Below are 15,615 nucleotides of genomic sequence, written 5' to 3'. Positions count from 1 at the left end.
GCTACCCCGCGGTCACATCCACCATCTCGCCGCCTTCGAGCACTTTGGCCGCCTTGGCGCGGTCGAGATCGCCTTCCCAGGCGGCGACCACCACGGTGGCCACGCAGTTGCCGATGAGGTTGCCGGCTGCACGAGCCATCCCGATGAACCAGTCGACCGACAGCACCAGCACGAGGCCGATTGCCGGAATGCTCGGCACCGCGTTCAGCGTCGCGGCCAGGATCACGATGGCCGAGCCCGGCACGCCGTGCGCGCCCTTCGAGGTGATCAGGGATACGCCAAGCACCAGCAGGAGATCGCCGAATGATAGCGGCGTGTTGGTGGCCTGCGCGATGAAGACGACGGCGAGCGTGAGGTAGATCGAGAAGGCGTCGAGATTGAAGGAATAGCCGGTCGGAATGACCAGGCCGACCACGGAATCCTTCACGCCCATGCGCTCCAGCTTCTTCATGATCTGGGGCAGCACTGCGTCGGAGGAGGCGGTTGCGAGCACGATGGTCAATTCTTCGCGCAGATAGGCGAGGAATTTGAGGATGTTGATTCCGGCGAGAGCCATCACGGTGCCGAGCACGCCGAGCACGAAGATTCCGACCGAAACATAGAACAGCATGACCAGCGAGACGAGCTGCTTCAGCGAGCCCACTCCATACTTTCCCACGGTGTAGGCGACCGCGCCGAGTACGCCCAGCGGAGCGACCCGAACGATCAGGCCCATCACGCGGAACAGCACGGTGGAAGCTGCATCGATGACGGAGGTGACAAGCGCGCCCTTCTCGCCGCCGACGAGCGCAAGGCCAACGCCGAACAGCACGGCAAAGAACAGCACCTGGAGCACGTCGTTGCGCGACAGTGCATCGAACGAGGTGGTCGGGATCACGTTCATCAGGAAGGCGCCGATGCCGCCGCCGGACAATTTGTGGGCATTGTCGGCATAAGTGTTGAGAGCCTTGGCGTCGAGCGTCGAGGGATCGATGTTCATGCCGTGGCCGGGACCGAAGATGTAGGCGAGCAGCAGCCCGACGACGAGCGCAACCGTCGTCATGACTTCGAAGTAAAGCAGTGCCTTGACGCCGACCCGGCCCACCTTCTTGAGATCGCCGGCGCCGGCGATGCCGTGCACGACGACGCAGAACACGATCGGCGCCACGATCATCGAGATCAGCTTGAGGAAGGCGTCGCTGAGGATCTTGAGACCGACGGCAAAGTCCGGAACGGCCACGCCGAGGACAATCCCCAGGACCAGCGCGGCCAGGACTTGAACGAACAGCGAGGCATAAAGCGGCTTTGGCTCGGCGGCGGGCGCCGCGGTGACGGTCGACATGCTGGATTCCCCCGTTTGACGCGTCTTGGAGGTCAAAAAGGAGCAACAACCGTGCCAGAATGTCGCGGTGCGGGCCGATCGCGTCGTCGCGATCACAGCTTGCCGATCATCGATGTCCACGCCGGAAGCGACCTGCTTCAGGTCGCTGTATTCTTTTCCCGGCTGATATCATGCGACGAGATCAAGCAGGCGGCACGATCCCCGCACCAGCACCTTGCGGCCGGTTGCGGTCATCGCGGGTACGCCGTCATGGACAACGACGAGCCCAAGCTTGACGAGGCCTTCAAGGAGATAGGCCTTCGAGAGACGACCGTGCGGCACCGGGTTGCGAAGCGCGCGCAGCGCCTCCCACTGGTCCGGTGTGAGATCGAAGTCGACGTCGTTGCTCATGTTGCCTCAAGCGATAGTCAGGTTCGCGCGCCCCTGTTAGCGGCGCTGCATGAAGACCGTGCGACGACAATGAGTCGGGAATTCGGTGAGCTGTTTAGAATCTCTCTTCACGAATTGCCGCAGTCTGTTGCGCCACAATAGTTAAGATCGTGCGGATACACTCATCGTCCCGATCACCGATCACTAATTGATGATCTCTATTTGATGTTGCGCTGCGACGACCGCAGCGCACGGGAAGCGCTACTGTCTCATTCTGCGTCGCGATACGCACAGAAAGGGTGAGACGCTGGCCCGGTCATTCTGTTAGGCTGATTTGCGGGGAATGGCTTCACACGACAAGGAGTGTGAGTGCATGAACAGGCTGGTCGAAATTCGCAGTCAGGAATCCCTCTGCCGTGAGCGCGCCGCGCTTGATCTTGAGCGTCGGGTTTTCTGGCTGGCGCAAGCCCAGGAATGGGAGCAGCGTGCGCTCGATGAAATCGCCTATCACTTTCGCGAGTGCAATGTCGCGCATGTAGAGCTTGCGCGAAACTGAATTCGGCCGCGAGCCCGAGACTTACTGGTAGGTCGCAACGATATCGGAAACCGCGCGCTCGAGCTGCTGCGCGGTGGCGCACTGTCGCACCACGCTGCAGAAGGTCGCGTAGCGTGGCATCTCGGAATCGCCAAAGCCCCAGGCAAGGCGTCCCTCGGGATTGAGCCAGACCAGCCGCTTCGAGCGTTCGGAAACGCGGCGCAGGATGTCGGCGCGCGGATCGAGATTGTTGCTGCGGGCATCGCCGAGCACGATCACCGTGGTCTGGGGCGTCAGCGCGCTCATGAAATCCTTTTCGAAGTCGACCAGAGAGGAACCGTAATCGGACGAGCCGAAACCGACCTTGGACATGATCTCGGCCATCGCCTCCTCGGGCGATTTCTTCTCCAGGATCTCGCTGACCTCGATCAGATGTGACGAGAATGCGAATGAGCGGACGTCGTCGACGACCTCATGGAGCGAGTGGATCAGCAGCAGGAAGAAGTCCGAGACCTGAGCGACCGAGCCGGAGACGTCGCACAGTGCCACGATCTTCGGCCGGTCGCGGTGCTTGCGCTTCCATGCGGTGAGGAACGGCACGCCGCCCCAGGCCGCGTTGCGGCGAAGCGTGCGGCGGACGTCGAGATGGCCGCGGCGTTGGCGCTTGCGCGGCTTCGAATAGCGCTCGCGCAGGCGGCGCGCGATCTGCCGGATGAGAGCCCGCATTTCCGCCACCTGACGCCGGTCGATACGCGCCAGCGGCGCATTGCGCAGGATCTCGTTGCGGAGGTTTTCGGCTTCTTCGCGGGCATAGAGCGCAAGTCCCTGCGAGACGGTATCGCGCACTGCTTCGCGCAAGCCATCGAGTGCGGCGCGCAGGCGCTCGGCCAATGCCGGGTTCGTCGCGGTCAGCTCGTCGAGATCGTCGCGCAGGCGCTGCAGACCCATGGCGTCGAGGATGCGGCTGGAGAAGATGCCGCGCTGGGTCGAATAGCGGATGTCCGAGAGCGAGGCTGCACCGGAAGCGCTGGCGATGGCGGCCTGGATCGCGTTGCGATCCTGTGACAGCAGCATCTGTGCGAGCGGGCCCAATCCGTCCTGAGGCTGACTTCCGTCCGCTTCGCTGGCCGAGCCTGACGAGGGCGATTGATCGGAGTTCGGCGACGGGCCATCGTTGTCGTTGGCCTCGGACTGCTGCTGCGGCGGCTCGGGCTGGCTGAAGAACAGATCAAAGCAGTCGCCGAGCGCGAGCTTTTCGTCCTGCGACTTGGCGAGGGTCAGGAGGAGGGCGTCGCGCAGGATGGCACGGTCGGTGAGGCCGACTTGCGCCACCGCACGCATCGCATCGATGCTTTCGGCGGGCGAGACATGAACGCCGGCGCCCCGCGCAGCCCGAAAGAAACGATGGAGGTTCTCGCGCATCGGCGTCAACCGAAGACGTTGGACCGTGCCGCCTTGGCGATGAAGGTCGTCACTTGCGGCGACGCTGCCTCGATGTCAGCCTCATATTTCAGGAGCACGTTGAGCGTGTCCTTGACCATTTCGGTGTTGAGCTCCGTGGCCTGGAGCAGCACCAGCACGCGCGCCCAGTCGATGGTCTCGCTGACCGAGGGAAGCTTCTTCAAATCGAGCGATCGGATCTCGTGGATGAAGCCGACCATCTGCCGGCGCAGCGTCTGCGAGATGCCGGGCACGCGGCTCTCGACGATGCGCTCCTCGAGCCGCTGCTCGGGGAAGCCGATATGCAGATGCAGGCAGCGCCGTTTCAGGGCGTCGCCAAGATCGCGCTCGCTGTTGGAGGTGAGGATCACGGTCGGTGGCGTGATCGCCGAGACGGTGCCGAGCTCGGGAATCGTGACCTGGAAGTCGGAGAGGATCTCCAGCAGCAGCGATTCGAATTCGGCGTCCGACTTGTCGATCTCGTCGATCAGCAGCACGCAGCCGCCCGGTTGTTCCAGGGCCTGGAGCAGCGGTCGCGGCTCGACGAACTCCTTGGAGAAGAAGACATCGCCGAAATCGTGGAGCTGATCGAGGGCTGCGTGCAGCGTTTGCGCGCCGCCGAGGACCTCGCCGAGCTTGTCCTTGAGGATCTGGGTGTAGAGCAGCTGCTTGGCGTATTTCCACTCATACAGCGCCTTGGCCTCGTCGAGGCCTTCGTAGCATTGCAGGCGGATCATCTTCTTGCCGCGCCAGGCGGCGATCGCCTTGGCAAGCTCGGTCTTGCCGACGCCCGCAGGTCCCTCGACCAGGATCGGCTTTTCGATCTGTTGCGACAAATAGACCGCAGTTGCGATCTGCCGGCTCGCGATATAGCCCTGCGCGGCGAGGCCGCTCTCCACTGCCTCGATCAAGGTCGAGGCCTTCTGTTCAGCCACGAAAGGGCGCTCCCAAGGTCTTGCTTGAGGCTTGTTCTGCCCGCGTTCCCTGCAAAGAACAAGCCTCGTCTGGGACGGGCCTGATCCGCGCAATAGGGCGCTTTTTCCGTTCAGCGCAAATACTGAAAGCGTGGCTGATCGCGCGATCAGTGCCGCAGCAGCTGGCCCTTGCGGATGGTCTGCCGGAGCTCGGCACCGCAATCGGCGCATTCATAGACGAAGTCGATCTTGGCAAGGCTCCAGTGGGGCTCGACCTCGCGCACATACATCGGCAGGAACCCCATGCATGTCGGGCAAATCACAGGCGCGATTTCGATGTCCTGATGATGCTGTACATAAGCTGGCATCTCGGCTCTCCTTCGCAGGCGACCACCAAACCCCGCGAAAAGGCTACTGCCGGACGCCGCAGATGCCGTCATCAACTCTTTCGAACAGAGGTGGAACGGCAGGGGTTTGTCGTTCGCTGTGACATTCTTGTTACGTCTTCTATACTGTAACGGGCGGACCAAATGCCTATTTCTCCGACCGATCCGCCATTTTCTCGGACCATCAACGCAACGATAAGGGAGCGACGCCCATGACCCATGCCATTCGTTTTCACAAGACCGGCGGTCCGGAAGTCCTGGTTTGGGAGGAGGTCAGTGTCGGCAAGCCGGGGCCGGGCGAGGCGCGTATCCGCCATACGGCCGTTGGTCTCAACTTCGTCGACATCTACAACCGCTCCGGCGTGTATCCGGTACAATTGCCGAGCGGGCTCGGCAGCGAGGCTGCGGGCATCGTCGAAGAGGTTGGTCCTGCTGTCAGCGACCTGAAGCCAGGCGATCGCGTCGCCTACGGCGCATCACCGCTCGGCGCCTATTCGGAAGCGCGGCTGATCCCGGCCGACCGGCTGCTGAAGCTGCCCGACGGCGTGGATGACAGGACCGCGGCCGCGATGATGCTAAAGGGGCTGACCACGCAATATCTGATCCGGCAAACCTACCGCGTGAAGGCCGGTGACACCATTCTGCTGCACGCGGCGGCCGGCGGCGTCGGTCTGATCCTGAGCCAATGGGCCAAGCATCTCGGGGCAACCGTGATCGGCACTGTCAGCAGCGATGAAAAGGCGAAACTCGCCAAGGCCCACGGCTGCGACCACGTCATCATCTACACGCGCGAGGATTTCGTGAAGCGCGTCGACGAGATTACCGGCGGCAAGAAGGTGCCGGTGGTCTATGATTCCGTCGGCAAGGACACGTTCCTGAAATCGTTGGACTGCCTTGCGCCGCTCGGCGTCGCTGCGCTGTTCGGCGCGTCCTCCGGTGCGGTCGAGCCGCTCAATCTCGGTCTGCTCGCGCAGAAGGGCTCGCTCTACGTCACCCGGCCGACGCTGTTCACTTACGCCGCGAAACGCGAAAACCTGGTCGCCATGGCGAACGAGCTGTTCGACGTCGTCAAATCCGGCGCGGTCAAGATCGAGGTGCACCAGACCTACGCGCTGAAGGACGCCGCGAAGGCGCATGCCGATCTCGCCGCGCGCAAGACCACCGGATCGACCGTCCTCACGGTGTGATCATTTGCCGGAGGTTGGCGCAGGCCGCTTGTCAAGCCTGCGTCACGTCTGCTCGTGCTTGCGCAGGTCTCTGATGTGATCGAGGCGGATCGCCTGGAGATCGACATCTTCGGGTGGAATTTCGGGGAGGGCGGCCTCGGTCAAAATGGCCTCGGTGACGTCTTCGACGGAATTCCCCGCGATTTCGTGGATGAACGAGATGTTCTGGTATTCGCCGGAGCTGATGCGGGAGATGACTTCGCGCCTGGTGATTTCAGGGTCGACGATCGCCTCGCGACCACGTCGCCCGTAATCGATCATCACGACGAAATACTGCATCAAGCGATCCTGCCGCGCCCCGAGTATCGGTGCGCGGCGGATTATTTACGAAAAAAAGAATTTTGTCAAGTTGGATTTCCGAAAAACGGAAATCCGCACCTTACCGGCCTTTCTTGCGCGGGCGAGCCGACTTGGCGCGCAGCCGCTCGAGTTGGCCCTTGGGCATCGAGAGGCAGATCTCGCCGACCCAGTCGAGCTTGACCCCGATGATCGGCTTGGCGTTGAAGCTGGTGAGGTTGACGACCGAGGGGGATTTGCCCCGTTCGATGGTCTTCAAGTAACGCTCGCCGGTCTTGAGTCGCACCACGGCCTCTTCGCCATAGAAGCTGGACAGCGGATGACGCTGGTCCTTGTAGACCACGATCACGTCGCCGCTTTCATATTTGGGCAGCATCGAATCGCCGACGATCTCGAACGCGACGGTCTCCTCCATGATCGGGAAGGGCAGCGCGATGTCGCCAAGCCCCTCCGGCGGAACCTGCTCGACGTCGGGCTCGATCACGGCGCCGGCCCCGACGCGGCCCATGATCGGTGCGAGATTGAGCTCGAGATATTCCATGATTGGAATGATTTCCGAGGCCTTCACCAGACGCTCGCCACCGAGGATTTCCGATACCGCGCCTGGACGCACGCCCATCGCCGCGGCCAAGCCGCCCTTACTCTTGCCTGTCTTCTCCAGGCCCCGCTCGATCATCGCGACGTCCAACATGGTGATTCCCTCGATTGCCCATGGCTCAGTCCCTTATAATCCGAAATTCGGAATTCATGCAATTATGAATATCAGAATTATGGCTTGACTTCATATTCGGAATAACGGAATGTGTGTTTCGCCTCCGGACCATCGGATTGGGGGCGCATCACAGGACAGCAGCATGGAACCGGGCCATTGGTCGTCGGAGCAATCCGACGCGCTTCGCGACTATTTCTTCAAAGGACTGTCATATGCGGAGATTGGAAGACAGATTAACGCAAGGTTTGGAACGGCTTACACGCGCAATGCGGTGGTCGGTCGCGCCAAGCGGCTCGGGCTTGGGTTCAGTACGCCGGAACGAATGATAAGTCCGTCGATCGTGCCGTCCTTGCCGGGCGAGTCTGCTCCACTCAAACCGCCTCGTGCCGCGCCACTCGGCCTGAACCTGCCGCCGCCATCGGCCCTGAAACCGGCCAATCCGGTCAAACTGCGCTGCGTCGGCCTTCAACCGCGCCTGGTCACGCTGGACGAACTCGAACGAGACGATTGCCGCTACCCCTATGGCGGCGACGAGGAGGGGGAGGAGATCAGCTTCTGCGGCCACCCTCGCCAACCAGGCTCAAGCTATTGCGCGCCGCATGCGCGCCTCACGCGCGGTCCGGGCGCGGCCCGTGCGGCTGCTGCTGTCGTGCTGAGGCTGGTCTCCGCCGCCTGACTGTCCCTTTTCAAGTCAATTCGCAAGGAGCTTCCGAGTGGCTCGTGCCAGACGCAACAAGTCCTACAGATTGACCGAACTTCACGACCGGCGCTCGCGCGACCTGCCGTTCAATGCCGAGGTCACGGAGGTCGACATCGACAACCCTCTCGCGCTCGATTCCGGCGAGAAGATCACGGCCATGCGGTCGATCCGTAGCGATCCGCTCGGCCGGCTGCACTCGCACCGTCAGATCGACGAGGCGCAATATCGGGGTGGACGCGCCTACCAGAACGACTGGGAAAGGGCAGAGCGGGGCCCTCAGGCCGTGGATCCGACCCGCGAATATGTCGACGGCACCGGCTTCCGTGAACCGGTGACCGAGAGCCAGCGCCAGGCTGTGTTGCGCCTCAACCGGGTCGAACGTGAACTCGGCACCGACGGTGCCGCGCTGGTGCATGACGTGCTGGTGCTTGGTTTGACCATGGACCAGATTGGACAGCGCCGCGCCGTCCGTACCCAGCGCTGGAACGATTATTTCGCCCGGCGCTTTCGCGAATGCCTCGATCGGCTGGCGCTGGTCTACGGCTTTGCGACGGATGCGTCAGCGCGGCGTGGCTGACCGAGGGGCCGGCGGCTTGCGCCGCCGGCACACCTCCTTCGCATCTCATGGATGCGGCACGATCTGGTAGGGCGTGGTGTAGGGCTCGACGCGGAGCGAGGCGTTGGCCAGCAGCCCGATCTTGGCAGTCGGCGCCTGCTGCATTTCGCCGTTCTGTCCGCGGTGCACATTGTACTGCCAGACCGTGAGGTCGCCTTTCTGCGCCAGTGCGTGCGCGACCGCGCTTGCGTCGTTACCGCCGAGCGCCTGGAGCTCTTCGGGCGACAGTCCGATGATGATCTCATCCTTGATGGTGACGATCTTGAACAGGTTCATTTTGGTCTCCTGCGCCCATGCGCCCTGTGTCGAGAGTGTGAGAAGCGCAACCGCAGCGCCCTTGATGAGATCGCAGCGAGAAAGCATGCAATGGTCCTTTGGTGCTGACGCGCGCCCGCATAGAACAGTCCATCAGCCTTGGCGCCCGCGATCTGCGTGGCTGTTTCGCAACCGCTTGGTCGCGGCCTCCTGAACGACGGTTCATCCACCAGAAATATTGGGCGATGATGAACCGTGGTGCGGAACGGTGAGTCCAAACGGAGAGATAAAAGGGACTCGTCGAATGAAGTTCACCGCCATCGCTTGTCTGCTCGCGTCACTCGGTGCGGTTGGCTCCGCGACGGCGGCTGAGCCCTTCTATATCGGAAGTTGGACCTTGACCGGGGCGGTGGTGGCGCCGTGGGCTGATCGGCACCGCAAGCCCGATGATGCCGAGCGCACGCGGCTGATTGGCAAGATGCTGGTGCTGAAGACCCGGGAAATCTCCGGTCCGCGTCCATTTGCCTGCGCGAGCCCGCAATACAAGATGACGGACTACGGTCCCGACATGATCTTCCAGGGGGCGTTCGAGGAGATGCAGCGCGCCGACAAGAAGGCCGATCCGCAGGCGCTTGCCGCTTCGCTCGGCTTCAACGGTGCTCGCATCAGGACGCTGGAGACCGGCTGCGAGATCGGCGTCCATTTCGTTGATGATGCAACCGCTGAGATTGGACTCAACAATTACGTGTATACGCTGAAGAAACGTTAGTCCGTGGTTGCCGAATTCCGATTGCCTCGGAAACAACGCGAAACATTGGTCGAATTGACAACAATCGGGGCCGTGTGGTGACTGATGCTGCTTCTTGACGCAGGTGAGTGACGGCGGCGCTTATTCCTGTTATCCGGAATTGCCGTGGCACGATGCCGACGAAGCATCGCTAGGGCTTACAGTTTGGCTTGCCCGAAGGGTTGTTCCTTGCCATACTTGCAACCTCTCGGGTCGGGCCGAGTCCGTGCGGATGTCTAGCTCCAAGGTGCCAGACGGTGGGGTGCCCCGACCAAGAGTTCGTCGTCGCCATTGCCTTCGGTTACGGTATCCGGTCCTCGATCGGGCCTCCGACGTCCGCCCCCGAAAGGGCCGAATCCTGTCATAGGTGGGAGATGAAGAACCTCAATTTCGCGGCTGAACTGCACCTTAAGCTTGGCGCACCTGCGAACAGTACTGTCGAGAGCCTTCGCCTGCTGCGTGCCTTTCTCAAGCTCGCTCCCCGCCAGCGCTTCGAGGTCATCAAGCTGGTCGAGGACCTCGTCACCGAAGAAACCATCCCCGAACATCCCTTGTCTTGAACCTGACCGCGCCGACGTTACACTTTTGTCCATCTTTTGGCCTGACCTCGACCGCCAGATGGCGGCCGCCGCTACGGCTTGGCCGCTGGAAGGCGGTGCGGCAAATGTGATAATCAGTCAGGAAAAAGGGGAGGAGCGCGACCATGATCGAACCGAAGCTCGAAGTGCCGGCGGAACTGCGCGACCTGGCCGAGAAGACGATCGACCAGGCGGAGAAGGCATTCGGCATGTTTTTCGATGCCGCCACCAAATCCATGTCATCCGTTCCCGGAGCGGGCGCGGACGTGTCCAAGCAGGCGCTCGCCTTCACCGAGCAGAACATGAAGGCCGCGTTTGAACACGCCCGCAAGCTGGTTCACGCAACCGATCTCCAGGAAGCGATGCGTATCCAGTCCGAATTCCTGCGCAGTCAGTTCACCAATGCCGGCGATCACATGCGCCAGATGACCGGCAACTTCATGCAGTCGGGAAAGGGCAAATCCTGACAAGGTTGGTCCTGATCCGGCGCGCCGCCGCCTGCTCACAAATTGATCTTGCGGAGCGGCACGATACGTATTTCAATTCCGCTGCAGGTCCATGATGGGCCACCGGATGTGCGTCATCCGCCGTCCATCATCCTTTCTGCTGATCCCTGTCGGTTCCCCCGGCAGGGATTTGCATTTTGAGGACTCGGCTTGAGGGCTTGGCTTGAGGGCTTGGCGCCGCCTATTGGCGCAGCGATCCGATATAGGCGGCAAGGTCGGCGGCTTCGATCCGGCTCAATGGAAAGTTCGGCATTTTCGGGTGCGGATCGAGCAGGAAGAAGGCAAGTCTCTCTGCGCTGAAATCAGGCCTGCGTGCGACCGATGCGAAGGAGGGCACGTCGGCGCTGGCTTGGGTCTGGCCGCTCGTCACGACGTGGCAGCTCGCGCACCAACGCCGGGCGAGATCGGCGCCGTGATCAGGATCGGCCGCGAAAACAGGCGACGCAGTGAGGCCCGAGACTGTCGCAAGCAGAAGCCAAATTCGTCTTACGTGTCTGCGCATCTGATCCTCTGACTGGATTCGATTGTGGGCCGGATGCTCAGCCGCAACATGATCCCGGAAACTGCGAGAGGTCGATGCGGGCAATGATCGACCGCAGCAGCCTGCGGACTGAGCGATAAAGATGCCTGGCGAATCCCGGCACTCTCGCCGGGGGCAGGCCAAGGCTCTCGGTATCCAGCCTTTGAGAATGGTGCGACACCTGCCTCTCCGACGCTTGTGCTGCAGACCTTCTACCGTGGCCGGCGGGCGGCTGCGTTGATCTGACGCAAAGCGCCCAGACTAGTAGTCGCCCGGGTTCATGATCATCGGGGTGGTCGTATCGGCCGGCGCCAGCGCGCTGCTGGCGCTGTCCCGCAGGAAGCGGTCGAGGGTCGCCTGGATCTTCTCCTTGACCGCGTCGGGACCGCGGTCGCTCATCTCGGTGTGCTGCGCGCCGGTATGGATGATGTCGATGCCGCGCGCCTTGGCCTCTTCCGGCGTGGGGAGCACGCCAGGGTCGGTTACGAAATGCGGGTCCTTCGAGCGGAACGACAGGATCTTCATGTGGTCGTTGAGTACGAACGGCACTCTGAGATTGTCCAGCGTAATCACCTTCGATACGAGCTCGGGATGCTGCCTGGCGACATACATGGAGACATCGCCGCCGTTGGAATGGCCGACCAGCGTGATGTGGTCGTAATCGGCATTTTCCTGCCGTCCCTTCAACGTGCTCAGCACGAAGAGGATGTTGGCCTCGCATCGCATATAGACGTCACGCCGGCCGACATATTGCTGGCCGACATGGGTCATCAGAGGCGGATCGCTCGGCAGATCCTGCTGGATGCTGGCGACGAGATAGCCCCGCGCTGCAAGCACGTTGGCGAGGAAGGAATACTCGGTGGCCTTGACGGTGTTGCCGTTGCTGATGATGGCGACTGGAAGCCTCCATAGGCCGAGATTGGCCTTGGTCTCGTAATCGCGCCGCACGGCGATCTCGACCGAGATCGGCCGCTGACGCGACGCGTCGAACAAGGACAGCATCTCGTGATGAATCGCGAACTTGCTGACGATGATGTACTGGCCCGCTGCGAGGACCCAGAAAAAAGCCAGAATTGCAAACACCCTCTTCATGGTTCCGTCTCAATCACTTTTGGCTGAACATGGCTATAGAAAACCCGGGGATCGAGCGATCGTGAGCACGTTACGGGATTAAATTTAGGCAAGTCTGTGAGGACGGCCGCAAAGGGGCCGTCCCAGGGCGAACGCCGTGCAACTAGAGGCAGCCGCCCCGGCCGCGCTCGGGGCAGAGCCTGAATGCGCTCGACAGTGTGAAGAGGAAGCGCGGGCTGCGGCGCTCATTGTCCGGTGCCCGGTAGCTCAGGGGGACGGCCACGCCGAAATCCGCCTGAAGATCCTCCGGCAGGAAGAACCGCACGCCGGCGCCGGCTGACGTCAGCGAAAGGCCATCGCTCAGCCGGTAGCCATCGTTCCAGACTGCGCCGGCGTCGCCGAAGGCGTAGAGCTGGTAGCCGCTCCAGTAGCGGAAATTGAGCTTCTGGTCGAAACGCAGTTCGAGCGAGCCGGCAAGACCGTTGTCGCCGCTGATCTCGGCCGCACCGTAGCCGCGGCCGAAGGCTGCGCCGCCGAGATAGAACTGCTGCGAGGTGAACAGTGGTCGCGACGCGGTCTGGCTCGCCGCAGACAGCTTGAGCGACCACGCATCGTTGAGAGTCTGGTATCGCGTGAACCAGAAGTTCAGCACCGAGAAATTCGGGGATGCGCCGTCGCGCGACAACAGATCGTCGTTGAACTGCGAGGCGCCGAACACGTCCAGGCCCTGGCGCAAGGTCATTGTCGCGTAGTTGGTGCCGCCGAAGGGATCCTGAAGGCGGTAATCGGCGGTGAGGCTCGCAGTCCGGATGTGGTCGTTGTACCAGGGACCGTAACGATCGTGCTCCGACACGTTGCTGAAGTTCGTCGCTGCAGTCAGGATGAGTGAGGAAGATTGCGACTGAAGAGGAACGATGCTGGCACGCAGCTCAAATGCTTCGGTCGTAGTAATGTCGCTGGCGAACCTGCGGACATCGCCGGGCCGTACCGCACTGTAGAGGACGGATGCACCGAGGCGTACGCCGTCGACGCCGACCGGCGCATCATAGGACAGCCGCCCGAAGCCGAGTTCGCGCGGGTCGTTGGCAATTGTCGACAGATTGACCGCGAGCGTGTCGCCGGGCGTGAGGTAGGAGTTGAAGGCCCCCGTCGCGTAAGTTTGCCACGGACCGACCGACGATGAGCCGAGATTGTCCAGGCCGAACGAGGTGAAGACGTGCCACGTCTTGAGATAGACGGTCAGACGGAAACGACCGGTCGCAGTGCCGATTTCCTCCAGCGCGGTGTCGATGATCCGAACACCCGGTCTGCCGTTGATGAGGAAGAGCTGGCGTTCGAGGGTCGGCAGGCGCGACGGCTGCTCGGCCAGGACCGGCCCGAGCATTGGCCTCACGCCGAACTGCTCGGCACCATCGCCTTTCAGATCGGTCTCGACGATGGCGCCTTCAATCACCTGGATGCGGACACGGCCGTCAGCGATGTCCTGTGGAGGCACGATCGCCCGGCTCAGATGGAAGCCCCGTATGCGGTAGAGATCGCTGATCGCACCGGCGATCGTGGCGAGGTCGGCCTGAGAAACCTTCTTGCCGAGATACGGCTGGTAAATCATGGCGATGCGATCACGCGGGATAGCGCGTGCGCCGTTGACGTTGATGCCACGCAGGATGAACTGCGGCCTGGCATCCGCGCCCATGTTGGGTTGGCCGACCGAGGGCAGCTTCACAGGCGGCCGGCTTAGAGATTCCTGCTCGGTTTGGTTTTCAAAATATTTCTCTGGCTGGCGAGGATCGAACCCCGGCTGGTTCGCCTGTTGCGCGAGCGCCAGCGGAATTCCCGCAAACGTCGGCCCGAGTGACAGGAGCAAGGCGGCAAAATACCGTCCGACCGCGCCACGCACAGATCGTTCCCCGTAGTTTAACGGAGAATTCCCGACATGATGAAGAGCGGCAGGTAGGCGCATGATTTTTCATAGTTTTTTATGGTCAATGATCGGTTAATGCGCCCGCTGAACTGCCGGGCTCCTGCTAAGTCAATCTTGAGTGATTTCGGATACGCATCAGCCTCACAGTCACTCGCGCTGAGGGGTTCATCATGCTGGTTCGAATTGGAATGCGGTGCGCCTTGATGGCGGCGCTGATCCTGGGAACGGTATCAGGTGCATCCGCTGCGGATGACGGCGTCTGGTCGGTCAGCAAGTCGTCGGGCGAGGTCTGGCTCGCCACGAGCGGCGCTCAGCCGGTGTCGTTGAACCAGCAGGAGACGTTGAAGGCGGGCGATACCATCCGCACCGGACGCAATGGGCGCGTGCTGCTCGTTCGCGGCGAGGAGACGATCCTGATCTCTCCCAATTCGGTGGTCGGCGTGCCGGCCGAGAAGAAGGAGGGGCTTTCGACCACCATCATCCAGCAGGCGGGCTCGATCCTGCTCGAGGTCGAGAAGCGCAACGTCAAGCATTTCGAGGTCGAGACGCCGTATCTCGCCGCCGTGGTCAAGGGGACGCATTTCAGCGTCACGGTGGGCGACGGAAGCACCAAGGTTGGCGTGCTGCGCGGCCAGGTCGAGGTCTCCGATTTCAGGACCGGCCAGATCGCCCAGGTGATGCCGGGACAAGTGGCCACCGCCTTCGAACACGGCAAGGCCGGTCTCAACCTCAGCGGCTCCGGCACCCTCAATCCGATCGAACAGGGCAAGCCGCGCGCCTCGACCATCGAGCGCGTCCCCGTGCCCAAGTCGGGCCTGTCGGCGCCGCGCGATGCGGCAGGCGGCCATGCGATCCACGCGCTGGGCCCGATCGACAAGGGCACGAAGCTGGCGGGCGCACCGACGCCCTCGCGTCAGCTCACCGGCGCTCACGCGCCCAGGGCCGGCGTCGTGCGCATCTCCAGCTCGCTCGGCGAGGTCAAGCTGAACTTCCACAAGGTCACGCACGGGCTCGCCCACAACGCCGTCGTCCCGGGGCAGGTGCGCAACGCGAATGCCAACAGCAACACGGTGTGGAGCGATAGCAAGTCAAGCGCGACCACCAGTGCGGCCAATAGCTCGACCGTCACGGCTGCCACGGTGAGCGGCAGTACGTCATCGAGCCCGACGACCGCAGCTGCGGTCGCCGCCGGCTCGACCAGGGACGCGCCCGCCGCAAACAACAATAACAGTGGCAGTGGCAGTGGCAACAACGGCAATAACGGCAACAACGGGAATGGCAATAACGGCGACGGCAACAGCGGCGCCACCGGTAGCGGCAACGGAAACAACGGAAACGGAAACAACGGTAACGGCGGCAACAACGGTAATGGCGGCAACAACGGCAATCATTACGGTTGGTACAAGCATCATTAGGATCGCGCTGACGTCATGAGGGGGAGCACTGGACGGTGAGCGCCGT

The 15,615-nt window shown here is 62.2% G+C and carries 19 protein-coding genes; 8 read left to right on the top strand and 11 right to left on the bottom strand.

All coding sequences use genetic code 11. The features are described from left to right. Position 1: 1 nt before the first annotated feature. Together G8O24_RS03500 and G8O24_RS03495 are read right to left on the bottom strand one after the other, a co-directional pair. On the bottom strand, positions 2-1,321 hold the full coding sequence (locus G8O24_RS03500; protein WP_188096498.1) for a dicarboxylate/amino acid:cation symporter: 1,320 nt from the start codon (positions 1,319-1,321) through the stop codon (positions 2-4). 168 nt (positions 1,322-1,489) lie between these two features. Beyond that, positions 1,490-1,711, bottom strand: coding sequence for a hypothetical protein (locus G8O24_RS03495; RefSeq protein ID WP_188096496.1), 222 nt, complete (start codon positions 1,709-1,711; stop codon positions 1,490-1,492). A gap of 352 nt (positions 1,712-2,063) precedes the next feature. On the opposite strand from G8O24_RS03495, the gene G8O24_RS03490 reads away from it, so the two are divergent. Continuing rightward, positions 2,064-2,246 carry a hypothetical protein gene (locus G8O24_RS03490; protein WP_188096494.1) on the top strand — a complete coding sequence of 61 codons (183 nt, stop codon included), beginning with the start codon at positions 2,064-2,066 and terminating at the stop codon, positions 2,244-2,246. A 21-nt stretch (positions 2,247-2,267) separates the two neighbouring features. On the opposite strand, the gene G8O24_RS03485 is transcribed toward G8O24_RS03490, so the two are convergent. From G8O24_RS03485 to G8O24_RS03475, 3 genes are all read right to left on the bottom strand, one after another. Then, the gene (locus tag G8O24_RS03485; RefSeq protein ID WP_188096492.1) at positions 2,268-3,647 is read right to left on the bottom strand and encodes a vWA domain-containing protein; all 1,380 of its coding nucleotides are present in this window, start codon (positions 3,645-3,647) and stop codon (positions 2,268-2,270) included. Positions 3,648-3,652: 5 nt separating this feature from the next. Next, positions 3,653-4,600 carry an AAA family ATPase gene (locus G8O24_RS03480; protein ID WP_188096490.1) on the bottom strand — a complete coding sequence of 316 codons (948 nt, stop codon included), beginning with the start codon at positions 4,598-4,600 and terminating at the stop codon, positions 3,653-3,655. Between the two features lie 146 nt (positions 4,601-4,746). Beyond that, positions 4,747-4,947 (bottom strand): hypothetical protein, encoded by a 201-nt coding sequence (locus G8O24_RS03475; RefSeq protein WP_188096488.1) that lies wholly within the window; start codon positions 4,945-4,947, stop codon positions 4,747-4,749. 230 nt (positions 4,948-5,177) lie between these two features. Here G8O24_RS03475 and G8O24_RS03470 point away from each other — a divergent pair, with 230 nt between their 5' ends. Continuing rightward, positions 5,178-6,152: a quinone oxidoreductase family protein gene (locus tag G8O24_RS03470; RefSeq protein ID WP_188096487.1), complete on the top strand. Its 975-nt coding sequence runs from the start codon at positions 5,178-5,180 to the stop codon at positions 6,150-6,152. Positions 6,153-6,194: 42 nt separating this feature from the next. Here the strand turns inward: G8O24_RS03470 and G8O24_RS03465 are convergent, their stop codons facing one another. Both G8O24_RS03465 and G8O24_RS03460 read right to left on the bottom strand, forming a co-directional pair. Continuing rightward, positions 6,195-6,470 (bottom strand): hypothetical protein, encoded by a 276-nt coding sequence (locus tag G8O24_RS03465; RefSeq protein ID WP_188096485.1) that lies wholly within the window; start codon positions 6,468-6,470, stop codon positions 6,195-6,197. A gap of 100 nt (positions 6,471-6,570) precedes the next feature. Next, positions 6,571-7,179, bottom strand: coding sequence for a S24 family peptidase (locus G8O24_RS03460; RefSeq protein ID WP_188096483.1), 609 nt, complete (start codon positions 7,177-7,179; stop codon positions 6,571-6,573). A gap of 163 nt (positions 7,180-7,342) precedes the next feature. Here G8O24_RS03460 and G8O24_RS03455 point away from each other — a divergent pair, with 163 nt between their 5' ends. Continuing rightward, entirely contained in the window at positions 7,343-7,876 is a 534-nt protein-coding gene (locus G8O24_RS03455; protein WP_188096482.1) for a GcrA family cell cycle regulator, read from the top strand. A gap of 37 nt (positions 7,877-7,913) precedes the next feature. Next, on the top strand, positions 7,914-8,477 hold the full coding sequence (locus G8O24_RS03450) for a hypothetical protein (RefSeq protein ID WP_188096480.1): 564 nt from the start codon (positions 7,914-7,916) through the stop codon (positions 8,475-8,477). A 45-nt stretch (positions 8,478-8,522) separates the two neighbouring features. Here G8O24_RS03450 and G8O24_RS03445 read toward each other — a convergent pair whose 3' ends face one another. Further along, the gene (locus tag G8O24_RS03445) at positions 8,523-8,879 is read right to left on the bottom strand and encodes a hypothetical protein (RefSeq protein WP_188096478.1); all 357 of its coding nucleotides are present in this window, start codon (positions 8,877-8,879) and stop codon (positions 8,523-8,525) included. 196 nt (positions 8,880-9,075) lie between these two features. On the opposite strand from G8O24_RS03445, the gene G8O24_RS03440 reads away from it, so the two are divergent. The 3 genes from G8O24_RS03440 to G8O24_RS03430 all read left to right on the top strand — a co-directional run bounded on the left by G8O24_RS03440 (position 9,076) and on the right by G8O24_RS03430 (position 10,603). Beyond that, complete coding sequence (locus tag G8O24_RS03440; protein WP_188096476.1) at positions 9,076-9,540, top strand: hypothetical protein; 465 nt, start codon at positions 9,076-9,078, stop codon at positions 9,538-9,540. Between the two features lie 392 nt (positions 9,541-9,932). Next, on the top strand, positions 9,933-10,118 hold the full coding sequence (locus G8O24_RS03435) for a hypothetical protein (protein ID WP_188096474.1): 186 nt from the start codon (positions 9,933-9,935) through the stop codon (positions 10,116-10,118). A gap of 143 nt (positions 10,119-10,261) precedes the next feature. Further along, the gene (locus G8O24_RS03430; protein ID WP_188096472.1) at positions 10,262-10,603 is read left to right on the top strand and encodes a phasin; all 342 of its coding nucleotides are present in this window, start codon (positions 10,262-10,264) and stop codon (positions 10,601-10,603) included. Positions 10,604-10,823: 220 nt separating this feature from the next. On the opposite strand, the gene G8O24_RS03425 is transcribed toward G8O24_RS03430, so the two are convergent. The 3 genes from G8O24_RS03425 to G8O24_RS03415 form a co-directional block, all read right to left on the bottom strand. Continuing rightward, positions 10,824-11,144, bottom strand: a complete 321-nt coding sequence (locus G8O24_RS03425; protein WP_188096470.1) for a c-type cytochrome — start codon at positions 11,142-11,144, stop codon at positions 10,824-10,826. A gap of 279 nt (positions 11,145-11,423) precedes the next feature. Then, positions 11,424-12,254 carry an alpha/beta hydrolase gene (locus G8O24_RS03420; protein WP_188096469.1) on the bottom strand — a complete coding sequence of 277 codons (831 nt, stop codon included), beginning with the start codon at positions 12,252-12,254 and terminating at the stop codon, positions 11,424-11,426. Positions 12,255-12,396: 142 nt separating this feature from the next. Continuing rightward, positions 12,397-14,193, bottom strand: a complete 1,797-nt coding sequence (locus tag G8O24_RS03415; RefSeq protein ID WP_188096467.1) for a ShlB/FhaC/HecB family hemolysin secretion/activation protein — start codon at positions 14,191-14,193, stop codon at positions 12,397-12,399. Positions 14,194-14,324: 131 nt separating this feature from the next. On the opposite strand from G8O24_RS03415, the gene G8O24_RS03410 reads away from it, so the two are divergent. Beyond that, positions 14,325-15,569, top strand: a complete 1,245-nt coding sequence (locus G8O24_RS03410; RefSeq protein WP_188096465.1) for a FecR family protein — start codon at positions 14,325-14,327, stop codon at positions 15,567-15,569. Positions 15,570-15,615 lie beyond the last annotated feature (46 nt).

Source organism: Bradyrhizobium campsiandrae (assembly GCF_014529705.1).
GTDB lineage: Bacteria > Pseudomonadota > Alphaproteobacteria > Rhizobiales > Xanthobacteraceae > Bradyrhizobium > Bradyrhizobium campsiandrae.
Note: the sequence above shows the minus strand (reverse complement) of the source record. Positions and strands in the feature narration are given on the sequence as shown.

Excerpts from the sequence above, each read along its gene's own strand:
- G8O24_RS03500 (WP_188096498.1), bottom strand. The coding sequence starts at position 1,321 with ATGTCGACCGTCACCGCGGCGCCCGCCGCCGAGCCAAAGCCGCTTTAT.
- G8O24_RS03495 (WP_188096496.1), bottom strand. The coding sequence starts at position 1,711 with ATGAGCAACGACGTCGACTTCGATCTCACACCGGACCAGTGGGAGGCG.
- G8O24_RS03490 (WP_188096494.1), top strand. The coding sequence starts at position 2,064 with ATGAACAGGCTGGTCGAAATTCGCAGTCAGGAATCCCTCTGCCGTGAG.
- G8O24_RS03485 (WP_188096492.1), bottom strand. The coding sequence starts at position 3,647 with ATGCGCGAGAACCTCCATCGTTTCTTTCGGGCTGCGCGGGGCGCCGGC.
- G8O24_RS03475 (WP_188096488.1), bottom strand. The coding sequence starts at position 4,947 with ATGCCAGCTTATGTACAGCATCATCAGGACATCGAAATCGCGCCTGTG.
- G8O24_RS03470 (WP_188096487.1), top strand. The coding sequence starts at position 5,178 with ATGACCCATGCCATTCGTTTTCACAAGACCGGCGGTCCGGAAGTCCTG.
- G8O24_RS03465 (WP_188096485.1), bottom strand. The coding sequence starts at position 6,470 with ATGCAGTATTTCGTCGTGATGATCGATTACGGGCGACGTGGTCGCGAG.
- G8O24_RS03460 (WP_188096483.1), bottom strand. The coding sequence starts at position 7,179 with ATGTTGGACGTCGCGATGATCGAGCGGGGCCTGGAGAAGACAGGCAAG.
- G8O24_RS03455 (WP_188096482.1), top strand. The coding sequence starts at position 7,343 with ATGGAACCGGGCCATTGGTCGTCGGAGCAATCCGACGCGCTTCGCGAC.
- G8O24_RS03445 (WP_188096478.1), bottom strand. The coding sequence starts at position 8,879 with ATGCTTTCTCGCTGCGATCTCATCAAGGGCGCTGCGGTTGCGCTTCTC.
- G8O24_RS03440 (WP_188096476.1), top strand. The coding sequence starts at position 9,076 with ATGAAGTTCACCGCCATCGCTTGTCTGCTCGCGTCACTCGGTGCGGTT.
- G8O24_RS03435 (WP_188096474.1), top strand. The coding sequence starts at position 9,933 with ATGAAGAACCTCAATTTCGCGGCTGAACTGCACCTTAAGCTTGGCGCA.
- G8O24_RS03430 (WP_188096472.1), top strand. The coding sequence starts at position 10,262 with ATGATCGAACCGAAGCTCGAAGTGCCGGCGGAACTGCGCGACCTGGCC.
- G8O24_RS03425 (WP_188096470.1), bottom strand. The coding sequence starts at position 11,144 with ATGCGCAGACACGTAAGACGAATTTGGCTTCTGCTTGCGACAGTCTCG.
- G8O24_RS03420 (WP_188096469.1), bottom strand. The coding sequence starts at position 12,254 with ATGAAGAGGGTGTTTGCAATTCTGGCTTTTTTCTGGGTCCTCGCAGCG.
- G8O24_RS03415 (WP_188096467.1), bottom strand. The coding sequence starts at position 14,193 with ATGCGCCTACCTGCCGCTCTTCATCATGTCGGGAATTCTCCGTTAAAC.
- G8O24_RS03410 (WP_188096465.1), top strand. The coding sequence starts at position 14,325 with ATGCTGGTTCGAATTGGAATGCGGTGCGCCTTGATGGCGGCGCTGATC.